Source organism: Hymenobacter elongatus (assembly GCF_004745955.1).
Taxonomy (GTDB): domain Bacteria; phylum Bacteroidota; class Bacteroidia; order Cytophagales; family Hymenobacteraceae; genus Hymenobacter; species Hymenobacter elongatus.
This window is the reverse complement of sequence record NZ_SRLD01000019.1, coordinates 1-26,409: the sequence shown is the minus strand read 5'-3', so window position 1 is coordinate 26,409 and position 26,409 is coordinate 1. Positions and strand designations below refer to the sequence as shown.

Here is a 26,409-nt window from a genome sequence, read left to right as displayed (position 1 = left end):
TGCAATCCGGAGCGGCCTACACGCCATTCAGTACCGGGTAGCGTGCCTGCACCAGCATGTAGACGCCGTATGCCATGAGGCCGAGCGCTACGATGCCTAGCACAGCCGGGCCCATGGCACCAAGCAGGTCGAAAGCACCTTCGGTATCCGCAACTTCGCGCGCATTGGCGTGCAGAGCTGCCCGCAGGAAGAAGTACCCGATAATAGCCATTACAATGCCCCGGGCCGTGTAGCCTACCTGGCCCGTCCGGAAAACAGCCTGCTGCTGCTGGGTTGATAAGCTGCTGGCGTTTACGTGCTTGGCAAACTTGCCGGAATAGGCATGCCAGATCTGGTAGAGGCCCGTGCCAATAATAGCCAGCGCCAGCGCGCCTACCAGCCACTGCCCAAACGGCTGCGCCAGCAGCGTGGCCACCATCGACTGTTTGGCGTCGCCGCCACTGCCCGCCGCGCTGACGGACGTGTTTTCCCAGGCCGATTTGCCCGCGTAGAAGGCCAGAGTAACATACAGCACGCCACTGCCCGCGTACCCGATGCGCCGGGCCAGGCCTTTCGCGTCGGAGCCTTTGTTTTCCGTATCGCGCAGGGCCTGGGTGAAGCGCCAGATGACGTAGCCTGCCAGGCCCAAGGCAATCAGGCCGAGCAGAAAGCGGCCCATTGGCAAGTCCTGAATGGTTTGGACGGCTTGCTGCTTGTCGGCCGTTTTGCCGCCTTGCAAGCCGGTAGCGGCCAGCAGCGCCAGAATACCCATGGTCAGATAGACCGTGCCTTTGGCGGCAAAGCCGAAGCGGGCCAGCGCCCGAATTCCCTGGGAAGGACCGGAGGTGGGCAAAACAGAAGAAATCGAAGCCATAGTAGCAGGTGCAAAATATGCGTGAAGTTCCCGTTTACGGGCAAACCCGCAGATTGGGTACGGGCTGCTCTACGCCTTTTGGTGCTGGCTGGGGCGGCCCAGAATACCGCTGGGCTGAAAAAGAGTGGCTCCCTGTAGAAGTAGCGCCTGGTTTTCGGGTACGTCGAGCGTCAGCACGGGCTTACTCTGGGCAGAAAGACCTTGCAGCAGCCGCGCCAGGTTGCCGTCGGGAGCTACGTACGGAATGAAAAACTGATCGGCCAGATCGGCTATCAGCAGATTGCGGATGTCGACCGTTTCCTGGGAAGTGGTGATAGTATCGACTTCGAAAAGGGTAATAAACAGCAGTTGTCCGGCTTTTATCTCCGGGCCATACTCCATTCGGATATTAGGCTGGATGCCCCGGGCCAGCGCATAGATAATAGGCTGAGCGGGCCCCTGCAGCAGGTAGCGGAACACCGTTTGCTCCAGCTGCGAATGGAAACCAGATAAAACGCATTGATGTTGAGCCCGCTGCTCCAACGCCCATAAATACGTAAAATGCTCTATACTAGCAGGGTAATGGCGCGAGCAGAAGAATGCTGTTTTGGGTAAGTCTAATAAAGCAGTGTTGCCTAGCTTACGCAACTCTTCCGGGGCAATAGACATATAGGAAAAGCAGTCCTATCTGCGAAAGCAGATCGTTGATGCCGTGTTATAAGGTAAATTACAATTTATTAATGCTAACGTCATAAAAATTATTCCACGTTATTAGCTGCAATATACAACTGAAGGCTTCGTGGTAGAGCAACCTGCTCCTATTGGCGGCAAAATGAGGCTTACTGACTGTCGAGAATATGACGGGTTTATTACCGCAACCCACCTCTAATTATCCCATGCGGTCAGAATGGCAACGGCAAGTACTAGCACCGTGCCTATGCCAGCACCGAAGCCGGCGGCTGCATTGCCGGTCTTTTTGCGCTGTGCCTGCCGCTCGTAGCTGCGCACGTATTCCGGATTCTGCAGTAATGTAGCGTCTGGCACGCGCAGATTGGCTGCTTTGGGCGGGGTGAGGGCAATAGCTATTCCAGTCGCCAGACCTATTGGCGCATAAGCAACCGTAGTGCCATAGGTGCCCCAGAATGCCCCGGAGGCCCTGAAGTGCTGGCGGGCATCTTGGGTGCCGCGGCTGCCGGCCTCGGCTGCCGAAAGCTCTTTTGGCTGTGTTGCCAGGGCCGGCCGAATCAGCTCTCGGGCCCCATTGGCGTAGCGAATAAGAAACACCTGAGCCGAGGCTAGCCGCAACGTATCGGTCGTGGCCGTATCGAGCGGTACGTAACTGATGGCACTGGGCCCAATTGTCAGCACCCGGGCCTTTATTTCCCGACCGTCGGTCCGCAGAATGGTGTCGTGCTGGGCCTGTACCAGATGCGTCAGCATGCAGAGGAACACGAAGTAGAAGTAGCGCATGGCGAAAAGTAGAGTGAACGAACGTATAGGATGAGCCGGAAAAGCTAGTTCCGCCGCGAATTGAAGCCGAACAGCAGGCTGAAGCGCACCCCACCATTGCCGGGTACCACGGCGAAGTTTACCGGGAAGTTGACGCCATTGGAGCGGAAGCTGGTGCCCACAGCCAGGGCTACACTGGCACTCACCGGCGTAATATTGGGACCCAGGCCAAACTCGAAGCCCTTTGGCCCCCGGATACCGACCAGCGCATTCAGGCTCGGAATAAACTTGTTTTGTTCCAGGCCCCCAATCAGCGGCACGATTTCCAGCAAGCCCGCCGTCCCATTGGGCAAGCGGAATATCCGCGTTTCGAACTGCCAGCCAAACTGCGTCAGAAAAGGCTTGATGTTGTATTCAGAATCGGCCTTATCGGCCACGCCGCCCGTGAGCAGGGTGATGCCAATGCGCGGGCCGCCCAGATGCACTTCATCATACGCCGAGGCTTCGTCGCCGGGCACTACCGGGCCGGGCAGCGGTGCAGCACCAGGGGCCGATAGAGCTGGCGAGGCCGCCTTCACGCCCAGTACTTCCCTCGTGCCGTTGGCATAGCGAATCATAAATACGTCGGCCTTACGCACGGTGATCAGGGGGCCATCCAGGTAGTCAAAGCGCTTGTAGCGCACCTCAGTAGGCGTGATTTCTAAAACTTTGACCTGGAGTTCCTCGCCGTTTTGTTTGGTGAGCAGATCCTGGGATTGAGCGGCGAATGCCCATAGGCAGCCAGCGAGCAGGAGTAGAGTACGAAGCATGGTGTAGGGGAATAGAGTGACGCTTTGTAGTCGAAAGATGCAGCATTACTAGTTATAGCTGTGTGCCAGTTTGTCGACTTAAAAGACTTTGCAAAATCCCCGAATCAGTCCAAAAAATACTGACAGTCAGGTTTTTAATAGCGGTGATATTAGACTTTAAAGAATTATTCACAACTTGGCCGTAGCTCATGGATGACCTGCGTACCACCCTCGCCACATTTTCAGTGGAAGATCGAAAAGATTTCGGTCGTTTTATTCAGCGCCAGCGCAAGAAGCAGAAGGGCCGCATGGACTCGCGCCTCTACGAGCTGTTGCTGCACCAAAAACAGTATGACACCGAGGAGCTCGTAGCCCGCCTCTACCCCGAGGAGCCCAATACGGTGGCCTACTATGCGCTACGCAAGCGCCTGATGCGCCATATCACCGACTTTCTGCTGCTCCGTCAGCGCCAGCAAGATCCTACGGCTGCTTCCTCCGTGCGCGGGCAGCTTACGCTGGCTCAGTATCTGTTCGAGGCCGGCGTGCCCCGCATGGCCTGGCTCACGCTGCGCAAAGCGGAAAAGCTCGCCCACACCAACGAGCAATATGAGTTGCTCAACACTATTTATAACCTGCAAATAGCCCAGGCCGACAGTGAGTACGCCGAAAACCTGACCGATATCATCCGGCGGCGCAACCTGAACAAGAAGGCTGCCGATGAAGAGGAGCGGGCCGGCATTGCCCACAGTCTCATTCGGCAGCGGTTGCGCGAGGCACGGGTGCGGGGCCGCGCCGGCGAGTCGTTCGACGGCATCATGCAGGAAGTGCTGCGCGAATACGATTTGCAGGAAGCCTTCGCCCGGCGGCCGTCCTTGCTCTACCGACTCATGTCGATTGCGCGCAGCGCCATGCTGGTCCGCCGCGACTTTGCTTCCTTCACGCCCTTTGTTATTCGCTGCTACAAGCTGATGGAGAAGCGCCACGGCTTTGCGGCGGCGCACCGCTACTACCAGCTGAGCCTGCTCTACATGATTGCGCACGGGCTCTACCGCACCCGCCGCTTTCCCGAGTCCATCGAGTATCTGGAGCAGCTGCGCGTAGCCCTGTATGCCGGGCCCCGGGGGCACTACGCCGATTTTGTGCCCAAGTACACGTTTCTGCTGGCCGCCAACTATGCCTTCCTGCGCCGCAATACCGAGAGTATTCAGTTGCTGGAAGAAGTGCTGAAAGGCCGCGAAGTGGTGCTCAATCCACGCGACCAACTCACGGCTCGCCTGGGGCTGGGCTTTCACTACTTCGCCGAAGGAAAGTTTGCCAAAACCAACCAGACGCTCATCGGTATCGGGCGCTCCGACCGGTGGTGCGAGCAGCAGATGGGGCTGGAATGGGTGTTCAATAAAAGCCTGGGCGAAATGCTGGTGCAGCTCGAAATGGGTAACCTGGACCTGGCCATGAACCGACTACGAGCCATTGAGCGGGCCCTGCGCGAGCGGCTCGGCGATGAGGGCGGCGACTATCATTACGTGTTGAGCTACCTGGCGTTGGTGCGCGAAATCATCGACGACCCGGCGGCCCCGACCCGGCCCGGGTTTGTGGCCCGCATGGAAGCTCTCCCCGATTTTCTGCCCCTCGAGCGGGAAGACCTGCATGCCATGAGCTTTTATGCCTGGCTGAAGTCGCGGGTCGTGGCCCGACCCTACTACGATGTGCTGCTGGAGTTGTCGGCTGCGGCTCCGGTGTAGAGCACACTGGCCATAAAAAAAACCGGGTCCGTGCTGTGGTAGCACGGACCCGGTCAGAAACAGGCAGCAGCTAAAACTACTTCTTGTTGGTTTCTTCTACGAGCTTGTCAGCTTCTTTATCCATAACTACAGCCGTGTCGCCAGGCTCAGCAGCCATGTCGGCTTTCACTTCTCCGGCGGCGTTTTCGGTGTTGTTGGCAGCATCCGTTACGGCGCTTTCGGTGGTTGCTTCCGCATTTTCCTGGGTTTTTTCCGAGCAGGAAGTAGTAGCGAACAGAGCGAATGCAGCGGCAATGAACAGGGGCTTGAAAGTGGTTTTCATGGCTAAAAAAGAATGAGGTAGAATGTTAGGTTGGCTTTTAATACGGAGCTTTTTTAAAAGTAACCCGTGCGTCTGCAAAACCTGGCTGAAAACTTGCGCCTTGGGCCAGCCGTAGCCTACGTTTCCCTCCCCTTTTAGCAGCCGCCATTTTGCCCGTCATTCCTACTTCCTTTTCTACTCTCGTGCTCGGTGTCGCCTTGCTGGCTACCACGCCTTTGGCGGGCCAAGGCCGTGCGGCCAACGACGGATTTCAGCGCCGGGACGGCAGCATGTACGTCATTCGCAACGGGGTGAAGCGCCCTATGACGCGGGACGTGCACTTGCCCAACGGTCGTGTCATCACCCGCGACGGCTTTGTGGTAGAGCGCGACGGGCATCGTACGGAGCTGCGCGAAGGCAACGGCTGTGACTTAGTGGGAACAACCACCGCCGTAACGCCCGGGGCCAATGGCCAGCTGGTGCTGGCTGCCGCTGCCCGCCCGCAGCCTGTTGCTTCTGCTGAAGCCCGGGCAGTCTCAACCGATACGTATTTGCGCCAGCTACTAGGAAATGGTAAGCACCGCGGCGGGGGCCGCTACAAGAAAAATAAGCACGGCAAAGGCAAGCGTCATAAGAATGAGAACGACGACTAGGCCGTACTCGTCGGCTAGCTACTCTACCGGGTCACCATCCCGATCAATATAAAAGGTGCGCCCATCCTGGGTCACCTGCGCCCGCCCGTCCACGAAGTCAGTGGCGCTGGTGTAGCGGCCAAAGGGCTTGGTGTCAGGTTCAGCATCGGTTAAGTATGCTTCCGTAATGAATGTGTAGCCATCGGCCAGCCGTACCCGGGCCAAACCATCCTGAAAAGAATATGCCTCCCGAAACACGAGTGGTGGTTTGGCCGGTATTTCGGGTCCGGTAATATACAGCCAGCCCCGGTAGTCGAGCACCGCCGCGCGGCCTTCGGCAAAGTCGAGCGCATTGTAGTAGTAGTGGTCGAACTCCTGACCGTCCTCCCCGATAAAGGTGTAGGTATCGCCCACCCGGACGCGGGCGTAGGTGTCGTGGTAGGGGTTGAGGGCATCGTAGGTAGGCGGCAAGATTTCTTCGCCCCGCGTGTTGATAAAGCCGAACGCGCCCGTCTGTTCTACCACGGCCCGATCATCGTGGAAAGTGCCAATAGCGGTGTAGCGCGCCGGCAATGCCGTGTCGCCATCGGCAGCGAGTAGGCCCCATTTTCCGTTTTGCTCAAAGGGCCTGGGCGGCCCCGCCGTGAGCGACCTGATGCCACCGACCACCAAAGCCGCCGCCGCCAGCCCGGTGCCCAGCGCCGCCAGGCGCGGGAGGCGGCGTCGCCAGGCGCGTAGCTGACGGAAGCGGCTGGTGAGATTCACCGGGCGTTGAGCGCCTACCGCGTGAGCCACCGGGCTGGCCACCCCGGGAGCAGCTGTGGGCAATGGCGTTGCCGACGCTGCGGGAGCGTTCTGCAACCGTTGCATGAGCTGCTCCAGCTGCTGAATCTTCGCGTCCAGCTCCCGGTTGCGGGCTTCCGACTCGGCACGTGAGGCCTGAATAGCGGCGTCGAGCACTTCCTTCTCCCGGCTTTCGGCGGCTAGCCGGGCCTGGAGCACGGCAGCTTCGGGAGCTACCGGCGGGGCCACGGCCAACTGCTCCCGGAGCTGCGCAATACTGTTTTCTCGTTCCGTTTCGCGGGCCTCCATTGCTCGGAGCTGCGTCGCCAGCTCTGCTTGCATAGTGGCTCGTACGTGTTCCAACTCCTGCTTTTCCTGGTTGCGGGCCGCCAGAGTCGTTTCCGCGTAGCCGTAGGGCGCACTGTCCAGCTCGTCGATATCTTCGGCCCCAAGCCACCGCCAGAGCTGCGAGGCTTTCTGCTGAAAAAAACTGCCGGCCGCCGGCGTGGTCGGAGCTATGGGTTCCGCTGCTGGCGCATCGGCTTCATCGGCTTCGTCGCTGGGCTGCAGTTCGGCCGTAGCTGTCAGCTCGGTCCACAGCTGGTGCAGGTCTTGTTCGCTGAGCTCAATTTCGGGCGTCGCCAGCTGTGCCAGCCGCCGGGTGAAGCGGCTTGGATCGGCCAGCAGCTGAAAGCTGTTGGCGGCGGGCACGGCACTCATGCGCTCCTCTATTTCCGGCCCAAATACGACTGGCTCCCCAAATAGCAGCAGGCCACTGATGAAGCTCAGATTTGCCTGCCCGGCTTCCAGATAAGTGGCCAATACCTGCGCCAAAGCCGCTTTTTGCTGCATAAACTGCTGGAAAGGATTGTCGGCATCAGCCGAGCCGGTAAGGGGAGCTCCATCGAGCTGCCAGGCGGCGTGGGCAAAGTCGCGGATGGCTAAGCGGCCGCCCCGGGGCTCAAGCAGCAGCACCGCAATGAGGTGGGGGCGCAGTATCACCGCATCCAGCACTTCTTCCCCCGACACGCGCCAGTTGGCTAGCAGCACTGTGGGCGGCGCAGTGGTTTCGGCCGCCAAAGCGTCCCGTATTGCTTCAAATTGCTCTGCGTGGGCTCTGGTAGAGAAAGGTGACAGGATGGAAACGTGGAGCATAGGCAGGAATGAGGGCGGCGGCTGGGCAGGTACGGGCGGTTTGTACGCGGGAGGCCTGGTTGTGGTCACTTAACTTTTCTGGAAAGAAGGCAGTATAACCAATAACTTCTTTCGATTTTTTTCCGCCTTACCATGGACTCCACCACGCCCACGCCCCAGAACACTCCCATGCCTACTATTCCGCTGGAAGTAACCGACCAGCAGAATTCCGCCCTGCTCGACGACACGCTTTCCCTGCTAAACAATGGTGTTCCGGAAAAGGCCGATCAGCGGGGCTTGGGCGAGATAGAACGGTGGGAGCAGGTGCTGCGCGCGAGCGAGCGGCCCGGTTTGGCTAAGATTATTCAGGAGCTCACCATTCTGCGCGAGCAACTGAGCGACAAGGATACGGCCGCGCACGATATTGCCGAAACCCTGGCCACGCTGGGGGCCGAAACGGTGAAAGTAGCCGACGAAACCTCCGATAACTACACTGCCCCACTCACGCACTTGGGCAAGCTGCTCATCAAAATAGGGTCTTCACTCTCCCGCTAGTTCGGAATTGTAGCCCAACCAAAAGCCTCAGCCATCTACTGGCTGAGGCTTTTGGTTATAAGCCATCCGTTGAGCAGGTAGCAAAGGCAGTACCAGCTGTTCCTTGTGAGCCACGTACTTTTGCGCCTTCATTTCCTCGCGCTGCTTATGCCCACTTCGCCCGACCTCTCGCTCTACGACCCGTTCACGGGCATGCGTTTTGCGCATCACTGCTTCCTGTGTGGTGTCCCCACACCGATGCCCACCGATTCGGTGCTGGTCTTCGCTGAGTGGCTCTTGGAGCGCTACCAGCTCGCCGACCTGCAGATTAAGCTGCTCGACCAGAGTGTGTTGGCTTATCGTGACCTGCGTATGCCCTGCTGCGCGGATTGCCGTCAGGCATATGTAGAGCCGCTGGAGCAGACCGTGGCCGACGCCGCACAGGCCGGCCCGGCCGCCTTGCGCGACTTAGAGGGGAAAACGCTGTTCCTGTGGCTGGGTAAGATGTTTTACGGCGTGATGCTGCTAGAGCTGCTCAATGAGCTTGACCCGTTAGCGAAGCCCCTATACCCACTGGCCGAAAATACCCAGCTACTGCGCAAGCTGCAGTGCTTCTTTCAGGTGTTTCAGGCGTTGCGCGTCCCCATTGAGTTTGAGGATTTCACGCCTGCCTCCATTTTTGTGCTGAAAACAGCCGGGCTGGAAGATACTATTCCCTTTGAATACGACGACGATTTGAGCACTATGACCTTCAGCATTAAGCTGGACGAAACGGTGCTCATCACCTGCCTGATCGACAATGGTATCGTGCGGCAAGCTATGGGCCGAGTGTACCGGGACGCGCAGCGGCCCCTGCATCCAGTGCAGGTTGCTGAGTTCAAAGCCCGGGTCTATTATGGCGCGTATCTGCTCAATGTAGTCCCCGATTATTTCCCGCGCCCCACGCAGCCCGGCGATACGCAACTGGTATTCGACACGCTGATTGACGACGTAACGCGGGAGATTTTCAACCCCTGGGAGAATACCGGCTATGGACAGTCGTTGCAGGAAATGTGGAAACGGTGGCAGATTCCGTACTCCGAAATCATGCGTGATCCGCAGCAGCCGCTAAGCTACCTGTACGATGCGGATGGGGAACCCCAAACGATAGAAACGTGGGAAGGGAAAGGTACTACCGGGCGGCCGGTGTAGCACAATTGCCCAGTCTGCTCAGAGAAAACGGTGCTGATTAGCGGACGTACGGCCAATCAGCTAGCATGCCACTGGGGCTCTACTTTCGTGATTTTAACGTTTTTCCACATCTCATCGAGGTGTTCCCACTTGGCGGCCAGAATATCCATGCAGTGACGGTGCCGGCGGTTCATGGTGTCGTGAATGATGTAGGTGCCGTCGAGCCTGGCAGAAATTCCGGTTACCCGAACAGAGTCGCCGAAGGCAAATTTGCCGCCCCAGGGCTTGAGCAGGTCCCGGGATAAAGCCATCCAACGGAGTTTGCTCGAATGACGACGCGGAATCCGGGAGTTGTCGGCCGTGATAAAGGGCTCGGAATCAGTTTGCCGGGGGTCGGCTTCATAAATCGTCGCCGTGACGGTGTAGACTGGCAGGCGGCGGGGCAGTCGTTTGGGAACAAGCGGAGCCGAAACAAAGCTTACCGTGCGCGGGCTCAGGTGGGCAACGGTAGAGGGGAGAGCAGCGGAGAAAACAGGCCGCGGGGGGAAAAGCAGGGTGAGTAGGACTAGAGCAATAGACATGACGTTTGGCTTCGTGGACTCTCCTTTAGGCCCGAAGAGAATGGGCCGCCTACATGCGAGGCGGGCAAGATGGAGTTAACCCTGAACAACAGAAAAAAGTTGCCACCGCTGTGGATTTAGTGAGTCAGAGTATTGTAAACATATACTAATTTTATATTTAATATTACAAAAGACATAAAAATACACCATTTAATTTGCTGAAACTGTAGAAAGCGTCGTTGCGAAGGTTTGGAAGCAGAAACCCATAGCGGTTCAAGTCGTAAGAAAAAAACGACTCCCGGACCCGGGCGCTCTGACCAATTCCATCGAAATACTACTTATGTCCCCTTCTGCAAACCGCCTGTTTCAGCGGCACCGCGCCAAGGTTGCTTTCGGCTTTTTACTGACGGCGGCAGTTGCCAGCTGCTCTTCGCCCGACAAGCCGGCCGATGCGGCTGCTACAACGGCTGCCGCCGATTCTGCTGCCACTAGCTCGGCAACGCCCAGCGGTTCGCCCTTGCAAGTTGTTGCTGAGTTTCGGGAGCCCCAAATAGTAGGTGTGGCGGTGCTGCCCGATGGCCGCGTGTTCGGCGATTTCCCGCGCTGGGACAACAACCCCGTGGCTCCGGTGGCCGAGATTGGCACCGACGGCTCGGTGAAGCCCTACCCGGACGCCAGTTGGTGCACCTGGAACGAGTCGGTCCGGGACGAGCCCCAAAAACACTGGATTTGCCCCCAGAGTGTGTACGCCGACAAAACCGGTATGCTGTGGGTGCTCGATCCCGCTTCGCCAGGGCTGAAAGGGACTATTCCGGGTGGGCCGAAACTGGTCAGGATAGACCCGAAAACCAACAAGGTGGCGCAGAATATCGGTATTCCGGAAAGTGTGGCTTCGCGGAAATCATACCTGAACGATGTGCGCATCGACACCCAACATCGCTATGCCTACATCACCGAATCGGGCGTGGGCAGCCTCGTGGTCATCGATCTTGCATCGGGGAAAGCGCGCAAGCTACTGGCTACGCATCCGTCCATGATGGGCGACACCACTCTGAACATCAAAGCGGATGGGCACGAAATGATTGATGCGACTGGTAAGCGGGCCCGCTTCAATGCCGACGGTATTGCCCTGAGTCAGGATATGCAGTATCTGTATTGGAAGCCCCTGACCAGCTACAAGCTCTACCGCATCAAAACCGAAGCCCTGCGCAATGCCAGCCTGTCGGATGCGCAGCTAGCCCAGCAAATCGAAGACCTGGGCCAGGTTCCCGCCTGTGACGGCATGGAAATCGACGCCGCCGACAACCTCTATATGTCCACTTTCGAGGACCATTCCATCAAGCGCCGCACTCCGGCTGGCAAGATAGAGCTGGTAGTGCAGGACCCACGTCTGCAATGGCCCGATACCTTCGCCTTCGCAGGTGACGGAACGCTGTACGTGACGACTTCCGCCATCCACAAAACGCCCTCCTGGAACAAAGGAGTGGGGAAGCAAGACCAGCCCTACCGGATTTTCAAGATGGCACTGCCTAAATAAGAGCTTCTGCAGGGCTGGTGTTTCCACTGGCAGGAAGACAGTTTGCCTTCTATTTTGAATAGATTGGCTACTGCTTACTCTCCGCTGACTGGAGATGTGCAATCAATCTTTTGAAAAAGAGGCATATTTGTATACCCGAATTTAAGTTTTCGCCTTCCGGTGAAGCGTAATACATTTACGCCACCTCACTTAGCTCCTTCCGAATGGACGCTTACTCTTATATCGCCAACGCTCATGGCGACTACATTGACCAACTCTACCAAGCCTATCAGGCCGACCCCGAGTCGGTAGACTTTGGCTGGCGCAAATTCTTTGAAGGCTTCGACTTCTCGCAGCAGTATGCTGCCGAAGGCGATGTGCAGCCCGCCGGTACCGGAGTGCTTACTACCTCAGCCTCTACCGATAGTGCCGGTCTCATTCGGGCCGTAGATACAATTGCCGCCGACAAGGAAACCCAGGTGAGCAACCTGGTGCACGCCTACCGGAGCCGAGGTCACCTGCGGGCCAAAACCAACCCGGTGCGGGAACGCAAAGACCGCAAAGCCCGCCTCGATATTGCCGATTTCGGCTTGGGAGAGTCCGATCTGGATACGCCCTTCAAGACGGGGGAAGTGCTGGGCTTGGGCACGGGAGCCAAGTTGCGCGACATCGTGGCGGCGCTGGAAAAGATCTATACCCGCAGCATTGGCTTCGAGTATATGTACATCCGCGACCCACAGGTGCTCGACTGGTTCCGGGCCAAGGTCGAGAAGGATTCTTTGGCCTTTAATCCTGGTATCGAATACAAAAAGCGGATTCTGCGCAAGCTAAATGAAGCGGTAGTATTCGAAAACTTCCTGCACACCAAGTTTTTGGGGCAGAAGCGCTTCTCGCTCGAAGGCGGCGAAACCACGATTCCTGCTCTTGACGCCATCATTGAGCAGGCGGCCACTCTGGGAGTACGTGAAGTAATGATTGGAATGGCTCACCGCGGCCGCCTCAATGTGCTGGCCAATATCATGGGCAAAACCTACGAGCAGATTTTCTCGGAATTCGAGGGAACGGCCGTACCGGATTTGACCATGGGCGACGGCGACGTGAAATACCACATGGGCTACAGCTCGGAAGTGGACACGGAAGCCGGCCACAAGGTGAACCTGAAGCTGGCACCGAATCCGTCGCACCTGGAGGCTGTAAACCCCGTGGTAGAAGGCTTCGTGCGGGCTAAAATTGAGCATCAGTACGCCGACGACTACCACCAGATTCTGCCCATCCTCATCCACGGTGATGCCGCGTTGGCCGGGCAGGGCATTGGCTACGAGCTGACCCAAATGTCGCTGCTGGAAGGCTACAAGACGGGCGGCACGGTGCATTTCGTCATCAATAACCAGGTTGGTTTCACGACTGACTTCGAGGATGCCCGCTCGTCTATCTACAGCACCGATTTAGCCAAGATTATCGACGCGCCGGTGCTGCACGTTAACGGCGATGATCCGGAAGCGGTGGTGTTCGCCGTGCGCCTGGCTACCGAATACCGGCAGCAGTTTCACGCCGATATCTTCATTGATATGGTGTGCTACCGCCGCCACGGCCACAACGAGTCGGATGAGCCCAAATTCACTCAGCCCACGCTCTACAACCTGATCAGCAAGCACCAGAACCCGCGCGAAGTATATAACGCGACGCTGGTGCAGCGCGGCGACGTAGACGCGGAGCTGGCGGCTCATATGGATAAGGAGTTCCGCGACACCCTGCAGGCGCGCCTCGACATGGTGAAGCAGAAGCCGCTGCCTTATAACTATCAGGCTTTGGAAAACGAGTGGCGCAGTCTGCGGCGCTCCAAGCCCGAAGACTTCGACCAGTCGCCGGCTACGGGCATCAGCGCGGAGCTGGTGCAGCAGGTGGGCAAAGCCCTGACGAAGCTGCCCGAAGGCTTCCGTCCGCTGAAGCAGATTGAGAAGCTGATGGAGGAGCGCAAGAAGATGTTCTTCGACACCAAGGTGCTCAACTGGGCGGCCGGCGAGCTGCTGGCCTACGGCTCGCTGCTGGCCGAAAAGCACATCGTGCGCGTCAGTGGCCAGGACGTGCAGCGGGGCACCTTCTCGCACCGCCACGCCGTGCTGCACGACGCCGAAACTTCGGCCCCCTACAACTCGCTGAACTACATCGGCGAGGGCCAAGAGAAGCTGAGCATCTACAACTCGCTGCTGAGCGAGTACGCGGTATTGGGCTTCGAATTTGGCTACGCCATGGCTAACCCGACTGCTTTGGTGGTGTGGGAAGCCCAGTTCGGCGACTTCGCCAACGGCGCTCAGACCATGATTGACCAGTTTATCGTGTCATCGGAGAGCAAGTGGCAGCGCATGAACGGTGTGGTGCTGCTGCTGCCCCACGGCTACGAAGGCCAGGGGCCGGAGCATTCCAATGCCCGCCCCGAGCGGTTTCTGCAGCTGGCGGCCGAAAACAACATCGTGGTGGCTAACATGACCACGCCGGCCAACTTCTTCCACGCCCTGCGCCGGCAGCTGACCTGGAGCTTCCGCAAGCCCTTGGTCGTAATGTCGCCGAAGTCGATGCTGCGCCACCCGTTGTGCGTGTCGCCGGTGGAGGAGTTTACCAGCGGCTCTTTCCGCGAAGTGCTGGGTGATGTGTATGCCGATGCCAAAAAGGTGAAGCGCGTGCTGCTGTGCTCGGGCAAGGTGTACTTCGACTTGCTGGAAGAGCAACGCACCTCCGCCCGCACCGACGTGGCCATTGTGCGCCTGGAGCAGCTGCATCCATTCCCTAAGAAGCAACTGGACGCCGAGCTGGCCAAGTACCCGAAAGCCAAGCTGTACTGGGTTCAGGAAGAGCCCGAAAACATGGGCTACTGGAACTTCATGCTTCGCTACATGCGCCGCGAATTGGAGGATGTTGTCGCCCGTAAGCCGTCGGCCTCGCCCGCTACGGGCTACAATAAGGTGCACGTGAAGGAGCAGAAGGACCTTGTGGCCCGCGCCTTCGACAAGCCCAAAGAGCAGGTGGCCGATGCCAACATCAAAAGCACCGTAGAAATAGCCAAGAAGCAGGACTAAGTGGGGTCCGGGCTCCGTAGCTCGCCCGGCACTAAGCCGTATTACGAATACCCGTTCAGGAAACGCGAGCCACCCCGCTTGCGTCATCACCCTCCACCGAAACCCTTCAACTCCCTCCCTATGGGTCTGGAAATTAAAATCCCCGCCGTCGGCGAGTCCATTACCGAAGTGACCATTGCCAAGTGGCTCAAGAAAGACGGCGAAACCGTGAAGCGCGACGAAGTCATTGCCGAGCTGGAATCAGATAAAGCCACGTTTGAGCTGCCCGCCGAAACAGATGGCGTGCTCAAAATCCGGGTAGCGGAGGGTGAAACCATCGGTATCGGAACCGTTATTGCCGACATCGACGGCGCGGGCGGCAGTGCCGCTCCAGTAGCTGAGCCAGCTGCTGCAGCGGCTCCGGCCGCCGCTCCGGCCCCAGCGGCTGCCGACCCGGTAACGCAGGGTGAGCAGAACCCGCAAGCCAGCAATCAGTCGGGCTACGGCGGTTCGCAGGCCGGCTCCGCCGATACGCCTACTCCGGCGGCAGCCGCCCCGGCCCCGGCTGCTGGCGGCAGTGCCACGGTGGAAATGAAGATACCCGCCGTTGGCGAATCCATCACGGAAGTAACCGTAGCCAAATGGCTGAAGCCCGACGGAGCCCAGGTGCAGCGCGACGAAGTAATTGCCGAGCTGGAATCGGATAAAGCCACGTTTGAGCTACCCGCCGAGGGTGCCGGTACGCTACGCCATGCCGTTAAGGAAGGCGAAACCATCAGCATCGGAACTGTTATTGCCCGGATTGAGGGCGGTAGCGGCGCGGGTGCTGCTCCGGCTCCGGCCGCGCCAGCCGCCGCTCCCGCTGCCCCAACTGCTTCCGCAGCTCCCGCTTCTACTGGTTCGACCAGCTATGCCACCGGCACGCCTTCGCCGGCAGCGGGTAAGATTCTAGGCGAGAAAGGAATTGCAGCCGCTGAGGTGCAGGGTTCGGGCCGCGACGGCCGCATTACGAAGGAAGACGCACTGAATGCTCAGGCTCGTCCGGCGGCACCTGTAGCGGCTCCGCAAGCTGCCGCGCCGGCGGCTGCGGCTGCTGCCCAGCCAGCCGCTCCGGCCACTGTCGGCAACCGCACCCAGCGCAAGGAGCGCATGAGCAACCTGCGCAAAACCGTAGCCCGCCGCCTGGTAGCGGTGAAAAACGAAACGGCAATGCTTACCACCTTCAATGAGGTGAACATGCAGCCGATTATGGACCTGCGCACCAAGTTCAAGGACAGGTTCAAGGAAAAGAATGGGGTGAACCTGGGCTTTATGTCCTTCTTCACCAAGGCCGTGTGCGTGGCCCTGCAGGAGTGGCCGTCGGTCAATGCCCAGATTGACGGCACCGATATCGTGTACAACGACTTCTGCGACATCAGCATTGCCGTATCGGCCCCAAAAGGCTTGGTGGTGCCCGTAATCCGGAATGCCGAGCAGCTCTCCTTCGAGGGTATCGAGAAGGAAGTGGTGCGGCTGGCCATGCTGGCCCGCGACAATAAGCTCACCATCGAGCAGATGACCGGTGGCACGTTTACCCTCACCAACGGCGGCATTTTCGGCTCGATGATGAGCACGCCGATTATCAACGCGCCGCAGTCGGCCATTCTGGGGATGCACAACATCGTGCAGCGCCCTATTGCCGAAAATGGCCAAGTGGTCATTCGCCCCATGATGTACCTGGCCCTGAGCTATGACCACCGCATCATCGACGGCCGCGAGTCGGTATCGTTCCTGGTGCGCGTGAAAGAGCTGCTGGAAGACCCGACGCGTCTGTTGCTGGGCGTGTAGGCTAGCGCAGTAGCGCGATACAAGAAAGGGCAGTCCGAATTCTCGGGCTGCCCTTTTTTATGTTTTGGTGGTAAGTCTACGAGTTGTTAGAGCGGTTCCGGATTCCGGGTACAGGAGAGCAGTAGCGCGAACTTTGTAGTTCGCGTCGCCGCGCCGATAAAACGACTGCGAACGGCGCGGCGACGCGAATGACCCCGAAACCGCTCTGTCATTCCCCCGAATCCTCTAAAACGACACAACCAGCACTGGTTAGGGTGCTGGTTGGTGGGGGTGGGATAGAGTCTGGTTCTAAAGAAATCCGGATTCTAACGGGTGGGTGAGTAGAAAGGGAAAAGAGGCTGTGGAAAAAGGCCGGAATAGCTATGCAATAGGTGTTGTACTTAGTCGACGGGCAGCTCGCGGGTGCGGGTGCCACTCAGGCGGGTTGCCATCTGGCGGGCCAGGTGTTTGGCCTCATCAGCCTTAGAACCCGCGAAGCACTCCTCCACAGCCGAGGAAAACAGCTTCAGCCAGTGCTCGATGTGGGGGCCGCTGGTAGGCAGTGCCAGCTGCTCCGGGAGTGGTTCGCCTTCCTGGGTGCCGTGACCCAGCAAGGTGCTGCTCCAGTAGCGGTATTGCGTGGTGAGGTAGTGCGGCCAGTGAATGCGGGCGGCCGCGCCGAAACGGGCTCCAAGCAACGTATCGTTGGTTGCTTTATGGCACAGCGTGTCCACTAAAGTCTTGATGTCCCCTTCTGTTTTGATGTCGGAGAGAATAGCAGATGTTTTCATGGGCAGCGGCTAAGCGAGTGGAGTACCAGATACGCAGCGAATTTACGCAGGTTTCATAGATTTCGCTCTATACCGTATGTATATTTATATAATAAGTATGAATGAGGGTATGAAAAAACGTTTGCGCAGCGCAAGAAGCCGCTTTAGGCTCTGCAGTGCCAGCAGCTGGCGAACAACGTTGTGGCCGCTACGTTTTCTGGCGACCTCCCAACACAACCAGCACCACAGCGGCCACGATGAGAGCCGCTCCACCCAGCATACCCAACGTGAGCTGCTCGCCGGCGAAGGCCCAGCCCAGCAGCACGGCCACCACCGGATTGACAAACGCATACGTGCCCGCCAGCGCCGGTTCCACGGCTCGCAGCAGCCAGATGTAAGCCGAGAAAGCGACAATGGAGCCAAACGTGACCAGGTAGGCATAAGCTATCCACGATTTGGTGGTGACGGCGGCCAGCTCGAAGCCTGTGGCCTCTCCCCGCATCAGGCCAATGACCAGCATGGCCAGTCCGCCGCACAGCATCTGCATGCCCCCGGCCAGGAAAGGAGAGGCGGCAGCCTGCTTTTTCTTGGAGTACAGGGAGCCGATGGACCACACCAGCGCCGCTACCAGCACCAGAATAATACCCAGGGTTTCGTGGCCGGGTAGGGCTACGTGGCTGGCTCCGGGGTTGCGGGCCAGCAGATAGACGCCGCCCATGCCCAGCAGCAGACCCAGCGCTACCCACGGGGTGGGCCGGGCCGCCAGGCCGCTCAGCCAGCCGAGCAGCGCCAGAAACATAGGCACCGTAGCGACCAGCAGCGAAGCCATACCGGTAGGAATATACTGCTCGCCCAGCGTGACGCCGCCATTGCCAAACGTGAGCAGACACACGCCGATAAGCACCGCCGTGAGCCAGCCCTGGGCCGTGGGGCGCGGCTCGCCGCGCCAGCGCATGTAGCCATACAGCAGCAGCCCCGCCAACGAATAGCGGGTGCCAGCCATAAGCAGCGGTGGAATACTGTCGATGGCAAACCGGATGCCCAGGTAGGTAGAGCCCCAGATGAGGTACACAATGGCAAACGCGCCCAGCAGAGCGGCACGGGAAGGAGCGGGGGAAGCAGCAGGCATAAACTGAGGAATGAGGCCGTAAACCTACGGCAAAGTCTGGCGGGTGGCCACCCGAAACTTGCGGTGGGCTACCTTCGTGCGTCTGCCGGCTGGCCTGGCGCACGCGCCGGGGCGCAACTCCAGGCTGGCTCAGGAGTCTGTTAGCCACGTTTCTATCTTGTTTTTCCGCTTCTATGCTGCGTACCGCTACTCTTTTCTTACTGCTGGCCGTGCTGGGGCTGGGCCAGCGCGCTACGGCCCAGCTGCTACAGAGCCGCCCGGCCTTCACCCGCGCTGATTCCCTGCGCGGTACGCTCACGCCGCTGCGCACCTGCTACGACATCAACTACTACCACCTCGACGTCAAGCTGGACATAGCGAAGCGGTTTATCAGCGGCTCCAACCTGTTTCGCTTTACGGCCACCCAGGACTTCTCGCGGCTGCAGTTCGACTTATTCGCCAATCTGACGGTGGAGAAAGTGGTGTACAAGGGCCAGAGTCTGCCCTTCACCCGCGAGGCTAATGCCGTGTTCGTCACCTTTGCCCAGCCCATCCGCAAAGGCAGCCGCGACGAGTTCACCGTGTTCTACTCCGGCAAGCCGCGCGTGGCCGAGCGTGCCCCGTGGGACGGCGGCCTGGTTTTCGCGACCGATGCTAACGGCAAGCCTTGGGTAGCTACGGCCTGCCAGGGCTTGGGGGCCAGCGTGTGGTGGCCCACCAAAGACCACCAGGCCGACGAAGTGGATAGCATGCTCATCAGTGTGACGGTGCCTAAGGGGCTGAAAGACGTATCGAATGGCCGACTGCGGCGGGTGACGCCCGTGCAAGGCGGCTTCAGCCGGTTCGACTGGGCCGTGCGCAACCCCATCAACAACTACGACGTGGCCCTGAACGTGGGCGACTACACCAGCTTTGCCGACTCCTACGCCGGCGAGAAGGGCCCGTTGACGCTGCAATACTGGGTGTTGACAGAAAATCTGGCCAAGGCAAAAACGCACTTCGCCGCCAACGTGAAGCCTATGCTTAAGTCGCTGGAGCACTGGTTTGGCCCTTATCCGTTTTATGAGGATGGCTACAAGCTGGTGGATGCGCCCCACCTGGGCATGGAGCACCAGAGCGCCGTGGCCTACGGCAACAAATACCAGAATGGCTACCTGGGCCAAGACCGCTCGGCCACCGGCTGGGGTATGAAGTGGGATTTTATCATCATCCACGAAAGCGGCCACGAGTGGTTCGGCAATAATATTACGAGCAAGGATATTGCCGATATGTGGATTCACGAGGCCTTCACGACGTACTCGGAGGCCCTGTTCACGGAAAGTCAGTTTGGGAAGCGGGCCGGCCAGGAATACATCCACGGGCAGCGGCGCAACATCCAGAACGACGCCCCGATTATTGGCCCCTACGGCGTGAATACCGAAGGCTCCGGCGACATGTATGACAAGGGCACCAACGTGCTCAACATGGTGCGCACCATCATCAACGACGACGAGAAGTGGCGGCAAATGCTGCGCGGCCTCGGCCAGACCTTCTACCACCAGACCGTGACGACGGCACAAATCGTGGGCTACCTCAACCAGCAGAGCGGCAAGGACCTGACCAAGGTATTTGATCAGTACCTGCGTTACCCTACCATTCCGACGCTGGAAATACGGCAGGAAGCCGGCCAGCTCCAGGCCCGCTGGGTTGCCAGCGTGCCCGGCTTCAACATGCCCGTGCGGGTGCGGGTGAAGGGCGGTCAGTATAGCTTCATCCAGCCCTCCAGTCAGTTTCAGCCCATCGAGCTGCCCGGCGCCACCACAGCCAACCTCGAAGTCGATACGTTCAACTACTACATCGGTGTGCTGGTAGATTGATGAGTCGTTACCGGTTTGTGGTCAGTCCCGGCCAGTCGTCGGTGCGGAACGGGGAGGCGGGCAGGCCCTCGGCATTGTAGAGATTGGGAAACGGGCTGTTGCCCCAGGCATAGCGCACCGCCACGGGCGTGGGCACCTGGTCGCTGTAGAGCACCAGCTCCTGGCCTTCCAGCCGGCCCTGGGCCCACACGAACTTCTGATCGGCCCCGGCCAGGGCAAATCCGCGCAGGTAGGGACCCGCCGGATCTTTCAGTACCAGTCCCCCGCCCGTTTGGGAAAAGCGTAGCCGGACAGTGTTTCCCTGCACTCGCATGGCCTGTAACAGCGGCCCCGAAGCTACCACCCCCGAATCGTGATAGGCTACGCGGCGGGCCGCCAGCGCCAGCCGCTCACCCACCGGCTGCTTGTTGCGCGGGTGAATGTCGTTTGGGTCACCTAGGTCGAGAGCCACGGCCATGCCCGTACTGGGTACGGCCAGGGTGCGTAGCTGGGCTTCGCGCAGCTCTGCCCATTCGTACTCGGCGGGCTCAGGCTGGTCGCGCATATACCCGGCGAGCTGCACGAAGAGAAAGGGTAGATTGCCCTGGCCCCAGCGGGTGCGCCAATCCTGAATCAGGGCCGGAAACAGAGTACGGTACTGATACGCCCGGGACACATTGCTTTCGCCCTGGTACCAGATGATGCCTTTCAGCGCGTAGGGTAGGAGCGGTGCAATCATGGCATTATAAATCGAGGGGAACTCTGCCTGTCCGCTCGTGGGAAAGGGGTGTTGCGGTTGGCCGGGCAAGGTGCGAAGGGTGGCCGGGCTCACCCAGCTTTCGGCGGCCGTACCGCTCCATACCGCGCTGATCAGCCCAATGGGAACATGGTAGTGCTGGTGCAGACTGCGGCCGAAGAAATAGGCGACAGCAGAAAAGCGGCCCACGGTTTGGGGGCCGCACTCCTGCCACCCGTCGCTTGCAAAATCGGCCTGGGGCGAGGCGGCCGTGACTTTCTCCACCGTCAGCAGCCGGATGCGGGGGTAGTTGGCCGCCGCTATTTCCTGCCGAAAATTCAGCACTTCCTCTTGCAGCGGCCATTCCATGTTCGATTGTCCTGAGGCCAGCCACACGTCGCCGACCAGAATATTGCTCAGCTGAATGGTGTTGTGGCCTTTCACGAGCATGCTATAGGGGCCACCCGCACGCAGTGGCGGCAGCATAATGCGCCAGCGGCCCGTGGTGTCGGTGGCCGGGGTCCGATAGGTGTGGCCCTGGAAGATAATCACGACCCGCTCACCGGGAGCCGCCCAGCCCCAAATGGGCAAAGCCGTGTTGCGCTGCAGCACCATGTTGCTGCCAACCAGCCGGGGCAGGCGTACCGCCGCTTGGGTCAGGGAAGCGAGAAGCAGTAAAGTGGCTGGTAGGAGGCACCGGATGATGGTAGAAATCATAGCAGAAAATGAGCGGTATACAGCAGCAGCGGGAGTCCGGCAATTAGGCTGTGTGGACAGCAAGAAAAAAGGCCGTCATGCTGAGCATTCTGCGCATCAAGCAGCGAACGAAGCATCTCGCGTGCTGCCGTAGGAGTAGTCATCCAACGACCGCACGCGAGATGCTTCGTTCGCTGCTTGATGCGCAGAATGCTCAGCACGACCTTCAAAAAGCATTCAGGACCGCTTTTTCGATTACGGTCCACACGCCCTGAACAGGCTGCCCAACGCAGGCGCGACAAAAATAGCGCCCCAGCGTGGTTTCGAATTCCGTGTACGGGACAATAGTAGCGCGAACTTTGTAGTTCGCGTCCCCGCGCCGATAGAACGCATGCGAACGGCGTGGCGACGCGACCTACAAAGTTCGCGCTACTAGCCATTGACCTCGAAACCGCTCTAACTGGTTGGGAATGTAACGAAGCAGTAGAGATGCTTCGACAAACATAGGATGACCGGCAAATGAACTCCCCAACAGCCTCACTACCCAGTTTCGCCGCGTTGGGCCTGGGGCGCGCGGGCCACAGAAAAAAGAGAGGCTTCCCTGCCGAAAAGTTCAGCGTAGACTCATCCACTTTCCTCAGGCGCAACCCGTGCAGGCGGGTGTTGGATAACCAGCAGCGAATGACTTCTGGCGGCGCGGACGCCGGGGTCGCAGGGCCGTGCCGCTACGGCGTTCCGGCGGGCCCGAACCTGCTGTGCCTGCTAACTCCCGCCCGTCGACCCCGCACATCCCGGCATTCATTCCTACCTTTGCCGCACGCTGATTTCCACCGAATTCACCCTACTATGACCCAATACGACGTTACCGTCATCGGCTCCGGCCCCGGCGGATATGTAGCGGCCATCCGCTGCGCCCAGCTGGGCCTCAAAACGGCCCTCATCGAGAAGTACGACACCCTGGGCGGCACCTGCCTCAATGTGGGCTGCATCCCGAGCAAGGCCCTGCTCGACTCGACCGAGCACTACCACAACGCCCATACCACCTTCAAGGAGCACGGCATCGAGCTGAGCGACCTGCAGGTGAATATGAACCAGATGATTGACCGCAAGGCGGGCGTCGTGAAGGCCAATACCGACGGCATTCAGTATCTGATGAAGAAAAACAAGATCGACGTGCTGCAAGGCGTCGGCTCGTTCGTCGACAAGACCCATATCAGCATCGCGCCCACGGCCGGCGGCGAGGCGCAGCAGATCGAGACCAAGAACGTTATTATCGCCACCGGCTCCAAGCCCACTGTGCTGCCCTTCATTGCCCAGGACAAGCAGCGCATTATCACCAGCACCGAGGCGCTCAACATCCGGGAAGTGCCCAAGCACATGGTCGTCATTGGCGGCGGCGTCATTGGCCTCGAAATGGCCTCCATCTACGCCCGCCTCGGCGCGAAAGTATCGGTAGTCGAATTCCTCGACTCCCTCATTCCGACCATGGACCGCGGCCTGGGCAAGGAGCTGAAGCGCGTGCTGGGCAAAATCGGCATCGAGTTTTTCCTGAGCCACAAAGTGACCGGCGCCACCCGCGCCGGCGACACCGTGACCGTGACGGCGACCAACCCGAAAGGCGAGGAAGTGACCTTCGAAGGCGACTATTGCCTCGTGGCCGTGGGTCGCTCGCCCTACACGGCGGGCCTCAACCTGGAAGCCGCCGGCATCGAGATGGAGGAGCGCGGCCGTGTTAAGGTCGATGCCCACATGCAAACCAATGTGCCCGGTATCTACGCCATCGGCGACGTGGTGCGCGGGGCCATGCTGGCCCACAAGGCCGAGGAAGAAGGGGTGTTCGTGGCCGAAACCATTGCCGGCCAGAAGCCCCACATCAACTACCTGCTCATCCCCGGCGTGGTGTATACCTGGCCCGAAGTGGCGGGCGTAGGCTACACCGAAGAGCAGCTCAAGGAGCAGGGCAAAGCCTACAAAACCGGCTCGTTCCCGTTCCGCGCCTCGGGCCGCGCCCGCGCCTCCATGGACCTCGACGGCTTCGTGAAAGTGCTGGCCGACAAGGAAACCGACGAAATCCTGGGCGTCCACATGATCGGCCCCCGCATCGCCGACCTCATCGCCGAAGCCGTGACGGCCATGGAGTTCCGCGCCTCCGCCGAGGACGTGGCCCGCATGAGCCACGCCCACCCCACCTACGCCGAAGCCATGAAGGAAGCCTGCCTCGCCGCCACCGAGAACCGGGCGATTCATATGTAAGGACAAAACGGCTCAGCAGCACGAAAGAACGTCATGCTGAGCGCACCGTAGTGGAGCCGAAGCATCTCTACCGCTTCGTTGCCCAACCATAAAAAAGCGGCTGAAACTCCCCGGAGCTTCAGCCGCTTTTTTATGCCCTCCAACTTCCTCCTCTACCGAATACAGTATCTTTAGCTTACTCCTGTCATCACCGCTTTATGAACCTCGACGTCATCCTTTCCGACCCCGATATTCTGGGTGGCACCCCGGTGTTCCAGGGCACCCGCGTCCCCATTGAAACGCTGTTTATGCACCTGGAAAAAGGTGTATCGGTAGCCGGGTTTCTCGACGACTTTCCTTCCGTGCAACACGAGCAGGTGATGCAGGTGCTGGCCATAGCCGAAAAGATGTTCTCCTCGCCCAACTTCCGGCAGATCTATGAAAGTGCTGCTTGATGAGAACCTGCCCAAACGCCTGAAGCAGGATTTCCCCGAGCATGAGCTCTACACCGTGCGCGACCAACAGTGGCAGGGCAAAAAGAACGGTGAGCTACTGCGCGAGATGCTGGCCACCGGCTTCCAGGTGCTGGTAACCTTCGACAAAAACCTGCGCTACCAACAGAACTTCAGCAAGTACCCCATTGCCGTAGTGCTGCTCAATGCCCCCGACAATACATACCTGACCCTCCAGCAGCTCGTGCCGCCGCTCCGGCAGCTGCTACAGCAACCCTTGCGGCCCGGTCCGCAAGTCGTTTCGCTGTAGTTGCGTCCCGTAATGCAGTAGCGCCAAAAGCGGCTGAAACTCCCCGGGGCTTCAGCCGCTTTTTTGTAGCTTGGCCTCACGCATGACCAAAGCCGACCACATTGCCTATTGGATGAACGCCGCCAACCAGAACTGGCAGGAGGTCGGCAGCATGTTTACGGCCGGCACCTATGTGCCCTGCCTGTTCTGGGCACATCTTACCATTGAAAAGCTGGCTAAGGCACTCTGGGTGCAGGACAACCCCGGCGACACTCCGCCTTTTACCCACAACATTGCCCGGCTGCCGGCTGATACCACGCTGGTCCTGACGCCTGCCCAGGCCACGTTCGTGCAACAGTTGAACACTTTCCAGCTTGAAGGCCGTTATGAAAGCCACACCGCCAACCTGCGCCAGCAGGCTACACGCGCCTTCACCCAAACTGTGCTACAAGACGTAACCAACCTCCGCCAATGCTTACTCAATCAGCTGCCTTAGAACGGGTCAGAGCCTTTGCCGAAAGTATCCGCAGTGAGCAGGTGTCGTTGCGGAAGGTCATTCTATTTGGCTCGTATGCCTGCAACGACCAGCGGCCGTTTTCGGATATCGATGTGGCCTTAGTGGCCGACGAGTTCACCGGGTTCGGGTTTCAGGACGTAGGGTTGATAGGGGCAGTCATTGCCCAGAAGGCATTTGTCGATATCGAGCCCCATACCTTCTCGCCCGAGCAGTTCACCGACTGGAACCCCTTCGTCCAGGAAATCAAGCGCACCGGCATCGTCATCGGCGAGTGGGAACCCACCGCCCCCGAGAGTCGGGCCATGCATATGTAATTCCGCGCCGTAATGCAGTAACGCAAAAGCGGCTAGAGCTAGGGAAACTTCAGCCGCTTTTTGGCTGTAAGAGTGATTAGTAATAGAGCTAGATTGCTACTTGCTTTCCTCTTCGCCGAATTCCCTTTTTGGTAAATTCTTGTTTGATATTTTAACTATTTTATCGAGGCTAGGTTTTTTGTCGCCGAAATGATGTTTTGCTAACCCCATTTTAATTAGGTATTCTATTTCTTTCAATGTTTCTTCTGATGCGAATGCGTATCTATATTGTACTCGTAGTGCATTGAAAATATCATATAGATAAAAAGAATTTTTGGAAATTGATACAATGTGCTCTTGAATATACTTTTTCCAATCTTTAGGTCTTTAAAATACAAATAATAAAGCTAATTGATGTTTTTTTATTGCATCTGTTTCCAGTGAAAAATGCGCATAAAGTAATGGCCCCATTTTATTAGAAAATAAATCATCCTTAAAATAACCTACAACATTAGTAGGGTTGACTTGAATGATACTATTCATTCTTTCCTCAAAAGTATTTCCAAAATCTCCTGAAAGCTCAAAACCGCATCCTTCAAAAGCAGCTTGACCTTTGGATGCAAGAATAGGAGCTAATGCCAATAGAACTTTTGATAATTGTTCCCATCCTCGTATAATCTCCTTTAATAATTTTTTTTTAATCTCAGGATCTACATAATCACTGTTTCTCAATGCTCTTGATGAGGCAGATATTTTTTGCATTAGATTATGCAATGCATATTCTTCAAATATGGATTGTATGCTTTGGTCATATGGCTTTACTTGATTGTAAGATTTGTCTGCATATTGATCTTTTAAAGATTCTGGTAATCTTGAGTTTAAAACATCGTCGCTAATGTCATTGTGCATTTTTAATACGTGTTCTTCTGTTGGTTTCCATTGTGCTAGCCTTAATGGGTTCATATTATCTGGTAAACCAACTTTTTCATTTACAATATCACATGCTTCTTTGATGTCCTCAGTAAGTATTTCTAATACGTTTGCTCGATTCCTATGGGGTGCAACCCAAATTGTCGCTACGCCGCCCTGGCCGTGTTGAAGGGTTCAATGTGTTGGCGTACCAGCTGCCATCGGTTACTCATCGCGCAGACGCGCAAGGTCAAGACCCGCTGTGCGCCGTT

At 58.2% G+C, this 26,409-nt stretch carries 24 protein-coding genes; 13 read left to right on the top strand and 11 right to left on the bottom strand.

Translation table 11 applies throughout. The features are described from left to right. Window positions 1-16 precede the first annotated feature (16 nt). From E5J99_RS10925 to E5J99_RS10910, 4 genes are all read right to left on the bottom strand, one after another. Window positions 17-853, bottom strand: coding sequence for a DUF1206 domain-containing protein (locus E5J99_RS10925; protein WP_135497805.1), 837 nt, complete (start codon window positions 851-853; stop codon window positions 17-19). A 69-nt stretch (window positions 854-922) separates the two neighbouring features. Further along, the gene (locus E5J99_RS10920; protein WP_167852079.1) at window positions 923-1,501 is read right to left on the bottom strand and encodes a DNA-binding protein; all 579 of its coding nucleotides are present in this window, start codon (window positions 1,499-1,501) and stop codon (window positions 923-925) included. A 216-nt stretch (window positions 1,502-1,717) separates the two neighbouring features. Then, a complete protein-coding gene (locus E5J99_RS10915) occupies window positions 1,718-2,302 on the bottom strand; it encodes a hypothetical protein (protein WP_135497802.1) in 585 nt (194 codons plus the stop codon). Between the two features lie 44 nt (window positions 2,303-2,346). Further along, window positions 2,347-3,090 (bottom strand): hypothetical protein, encoded by a 744-nt coding sequence (locus E5J99_RS10910; RefSeq protein ID WP_135497800.1) that lies wholly within the window; start codon window positions 3,088-3,090, stop codon window positions 2,347-2,349. A 188-nt stretch (window positions 3,091-3,278) separates the two neighbouring features. On the opposite strand from E5J99_RS10910, the gene E5J99_RS10905 reads away from it, so the two are divergent. After that, window positions 3,279-4,811, top strand: a complete 1,533-nt coding sequence (locus tag E5J99_RS10905) for a hypothetical protein (RefSeq protein ID WP_135497798.1) — start codon at window positions 3,279-3,281, stop codon at window positions 4,809-4,811. 76 nt (window positions 4,812-4,887) lie between these two features. Here E5J99_RS10905 and E5J99_RS10900 read toward each other — a convergent pair whose 3' ends face one another. Further along, entirely contained in the window at window positions 4,888-5,133 is a 246-nt protein-coding gene (locus E5J99_RS10900; protein ID WP_135497796.1) for a hypothetical protein, read from the bottom strand. A 149-nt stretch (window positions 5,134-5,282) separates the two neighbouring features. Between E5J99_RS10900 and E5J99_RS10895 the strand changes: the two genes are divergently transcribed. Beyond that, on the top strand, window positions 5,283-5,765 hold the full coding sequence (locus tag E5J99_RS10895; protein WP_135497795.1) for a DUF6799 domain-containing protein: 483 nt from the start codon (window positions 5,283-5,285) through the stop codon (window positions 5,763-5,765). An 18-nt stretch (window positions 5,766-5,783) separates the two neighbouring features. On the opposite strand, the gene E5J99_RS10890 is transcribed toward E5J99_RS10895, so the two are convergent. Beyond that, complete coding sequence (locus E5J99_RS10890) at window positions 5,784-7,682, bottom strand: WG repeat-containing protein (RefSeq protein WP_135497793.1); 1,899 nt, start codon at window positions 7,680-7,682, stop codon at window positions 5,784-5,786. A gap of 132 nt (window positions 7,683-7,814) precedes the next feature. Here E5J99_RS10890 and E5J99_RS10885 point away from each other — a divergent pair, with 132 nt between their 5' ends. Next, window positions 7,815-8,216, top strand: a complete 402-nt coding sequence (locus E5J99_RS10885) for a hypothetical protein (protein ID WP_135497792.1) — start codon at window positions 7,815-7,817, stop codon at window positions 8,214-8,216. 147 nt (window positions 8,217-8,363) lie between these two features. Next, window positions 8,364-9,386 carry a hypothetical protein gene (locus E5J99_RS10880; protein ID WP_135497791.1) on the top strand — a complete coding sequence of 341 codons (1,023 nt, stop codon included), beginning with the start codon at window positions 8,364-8,366 and terminating at the stop codon, window positions 9,384-9,386. A 56-nt stretch (window positions 9,387-9,442) separates the two neighbouring features. Here E5J99_RS10880 and E5J99_RS10875 read toward each other — a convergent pair whose 3' ends face one another. Then, on the bottom strand, window positions 9,443-9,946 hold the full coding sequence (locus tag E5J99_RS10875; protein WP_135497789.1) for an RlpA-like double-psi beta-barrel domain-containing protein: 504 nt from the start codon (window positions 9,944-9,946) through the stop codon (window positions 9,443-9,445). 319 nt (window positions 9,947-10,265) lie between these two features. Between E5J99_RS10875 and E5J99_RS10870 the strand changes: the two genes are divergently transcribed. From E5J99_RS10870 to odhB, 3 genes are all read left to right on the top strand, one after another. Continuing rightward, complete coding sequence (locus tag E5J99_RS10870) at window positions 10,266-11,462, top strand: SMP-30/gluconolactonase/LRE family protein (protein WP_135497788.1); 1,197 nt, start codon at window positions 10,266-10,268, stop codon at window positions 11,460-11,462. 203 nt (window positions 11,463-11,665) lie between these two features. Next, a complete protein-coding gene (locus E5J99_RS10865) occupies window positions 11,666-14,515 on the top strand; it encodes a 2-oxoglutarate dehydrogenase E1 component (protein WP_135497786.1) in 2,850 nt (949 codons plus the stop codon). Between the two features lie 120 nt (window positions 14,516-14,635). Then, window positions 14,636-16,321, top strand: a complete 1,686-nt coding sequence (odhB, locus tag E5J99_RS10860; protein WP_135497785.1) for a 2-oxoglutarate dehydrogenase complex dihydrolipoyllysine-residue succinyltransferase — start codon at window positions 14,636-14,638, stop codon at window positions 16,319-16,321. Window positions 16,322-16,701: 380 nt separating this feature from the next. On the opposite strand, the gene E5J99_RS10855 is transcribed toward odhB, so the two are convergent. Together E5J99_RS10855 and yedA are read right to left on the bottom strand one after the other, a co-directional pair. Next, window positions 16,702-17,091 carry a group III truncated hemoglobin gene (locus E5J99_RS10855; protein WP_135497783.1) on the bottom strand — a complete coding sequence of 130 codons (390 nt, stop codon included), beginning with the start codon at window positions 17,089-17,091 and terminating at the stop codon, window positions 16,702-16,704. Between the two features lie 187 nt (window positions 17,092-17,278). After that, window positions 17,279-18,199 carry a drug/metabolite exporter YedA gene (gene yedA, locus E5J99_RS10850; protein WP_135497781.1) on the bottom strand — a complete coding sequence of 307 codons (921 nt, stop codon included), beginning with the start codon at window positions 18,197-18,199 and terminating at the stop codon, window positions 17,279-17,281. Window positions 18,200-18,372: 173 nt separating this feature from the next. On the opposite strand from yedA, the gene E5J99_RS10845 reads away from it, so the two are divergent. Further along, on the top strand, window positions 18,373-20,034 hold the full coding sequence (locus E5J99_RS10845; RefSeq protein WP_135497779.1) for a M1 family metallopeptidase: 1,662 nt from the start codon (window positions 18,373-18,375) through the stop codon (window positions 20,032-20,034). A 7-nt stretch (window positions 20,035-20,041) separates the two neighbouring features. Here E5J99_RS10845 and E5J99_RS10840 read toward each other — a convergent pair whose 3' ends face one another. Beyond that, the gene (locus E5J99_RS10840) at window positions 20,042-21,466 is read right to left on the bottom strand and encodes a sialate O-acetylesterase (RefSeq protein WP_135497777.1); all 1,425 of its coding nucleotides are present in this window, start codon (window positions 21,464-21,466) and stop codon (window positions 20,042-20,044) included. Between the two features lie 825 nt (window positions 21,467-22,291). On the opposite strand from E5J99_RS10840, the gene lpdA reads away from it, so the two are divergent. The 5 genes from lpdA to E5J99_RS10815 all read left to right on the top strand — a co-directional run bounded on the left by lpdA (window position 22,292) and on the right by E5J99_RS10815 (window position 25,249). Further along, window positions 22,292-23,698 carry a dihydrolipoyl dehydrogenase gene (gene lpdA, locus E5J99_RS10835; RefSeq protein WP_135497776.1) on the top strand — a complete coding sequence of 469 codons (1,407 nt, stop codon included), beginning with the start codon at window positions 22,292-22,294 and terminating at the stop codon, window positions 23,696-23,698. Between the two features lie 197 nt (window positions 23,699-23,895). Further along, window positions 23,896-24,132, top strand: a complete 237-nt coding sequence (locus tag E5J99_RS10830; protein ID WP_135497775.1) for a DUF433 domain-containing protein — start codon at window positions 23,896-23,898, stop codon at window positions 24,130-24,132. Continuing rightward, window positions 24,116-24,439: a DUF5615 family PIN-like protein gene (locus E5J99_RS10825; RefSeq protein ID WP_135497774.1), complete on the top strand. Its 324-nt coding sequence runs from the start codon at window positions 24,116-24,118 to the stop codon at window positions 24,437-24,439. The genes E5J99_RS10830 and E5J99_RS10825 overlap by 17 nt, the downstream gene beginning before the upstream one ends. A gap of 82 nt (window positions 24,440-24,521) precedes the next feature. Further along, the gene (locus tag E5J99_RS10820; protein ID WP_135497773.1) at window positions 24,522-24,914 is read left to right on the top strand and encodes a HEPN domain-containing protein; all 393 of its coding nucleotides are present in this window, start codon (window positions 24,522-24,524) and stop codon (window positions 24,912-24,914) included. Then, entirely contained in the window at window positions 24,890-25,249 is a 360-nt protein-coding gene (locus E5J99_RS10815; protein WP_135497771.1) for a nucleotidyltransferase domain-containing protein, read from the top strand. The genes E5J99_RS10820 and E5J99_RS10815 overlap by 25 nt, the downstream gene beginning before the upstream one ends. A gap of 366 nt (window positions 25,250-25,615) precedes the next feature. On the opposite strand, the gene E5J99_RS10810 is transcribed toward E5J99_RS10815, so the two are convergent. Beyond that, complete coding sequence (locus tag E5J99_RS10810) at window positions 25,616-26,191, bottom strand: hypothetical protein (RefSeq protein ID WP_135497770.1); 576 nt, start codon at window positions 26,189-26,191, stop codon at window positions 25,616-25,618. Window positions 26,192-26,409 lie beyond the last annotated feature (218 nt).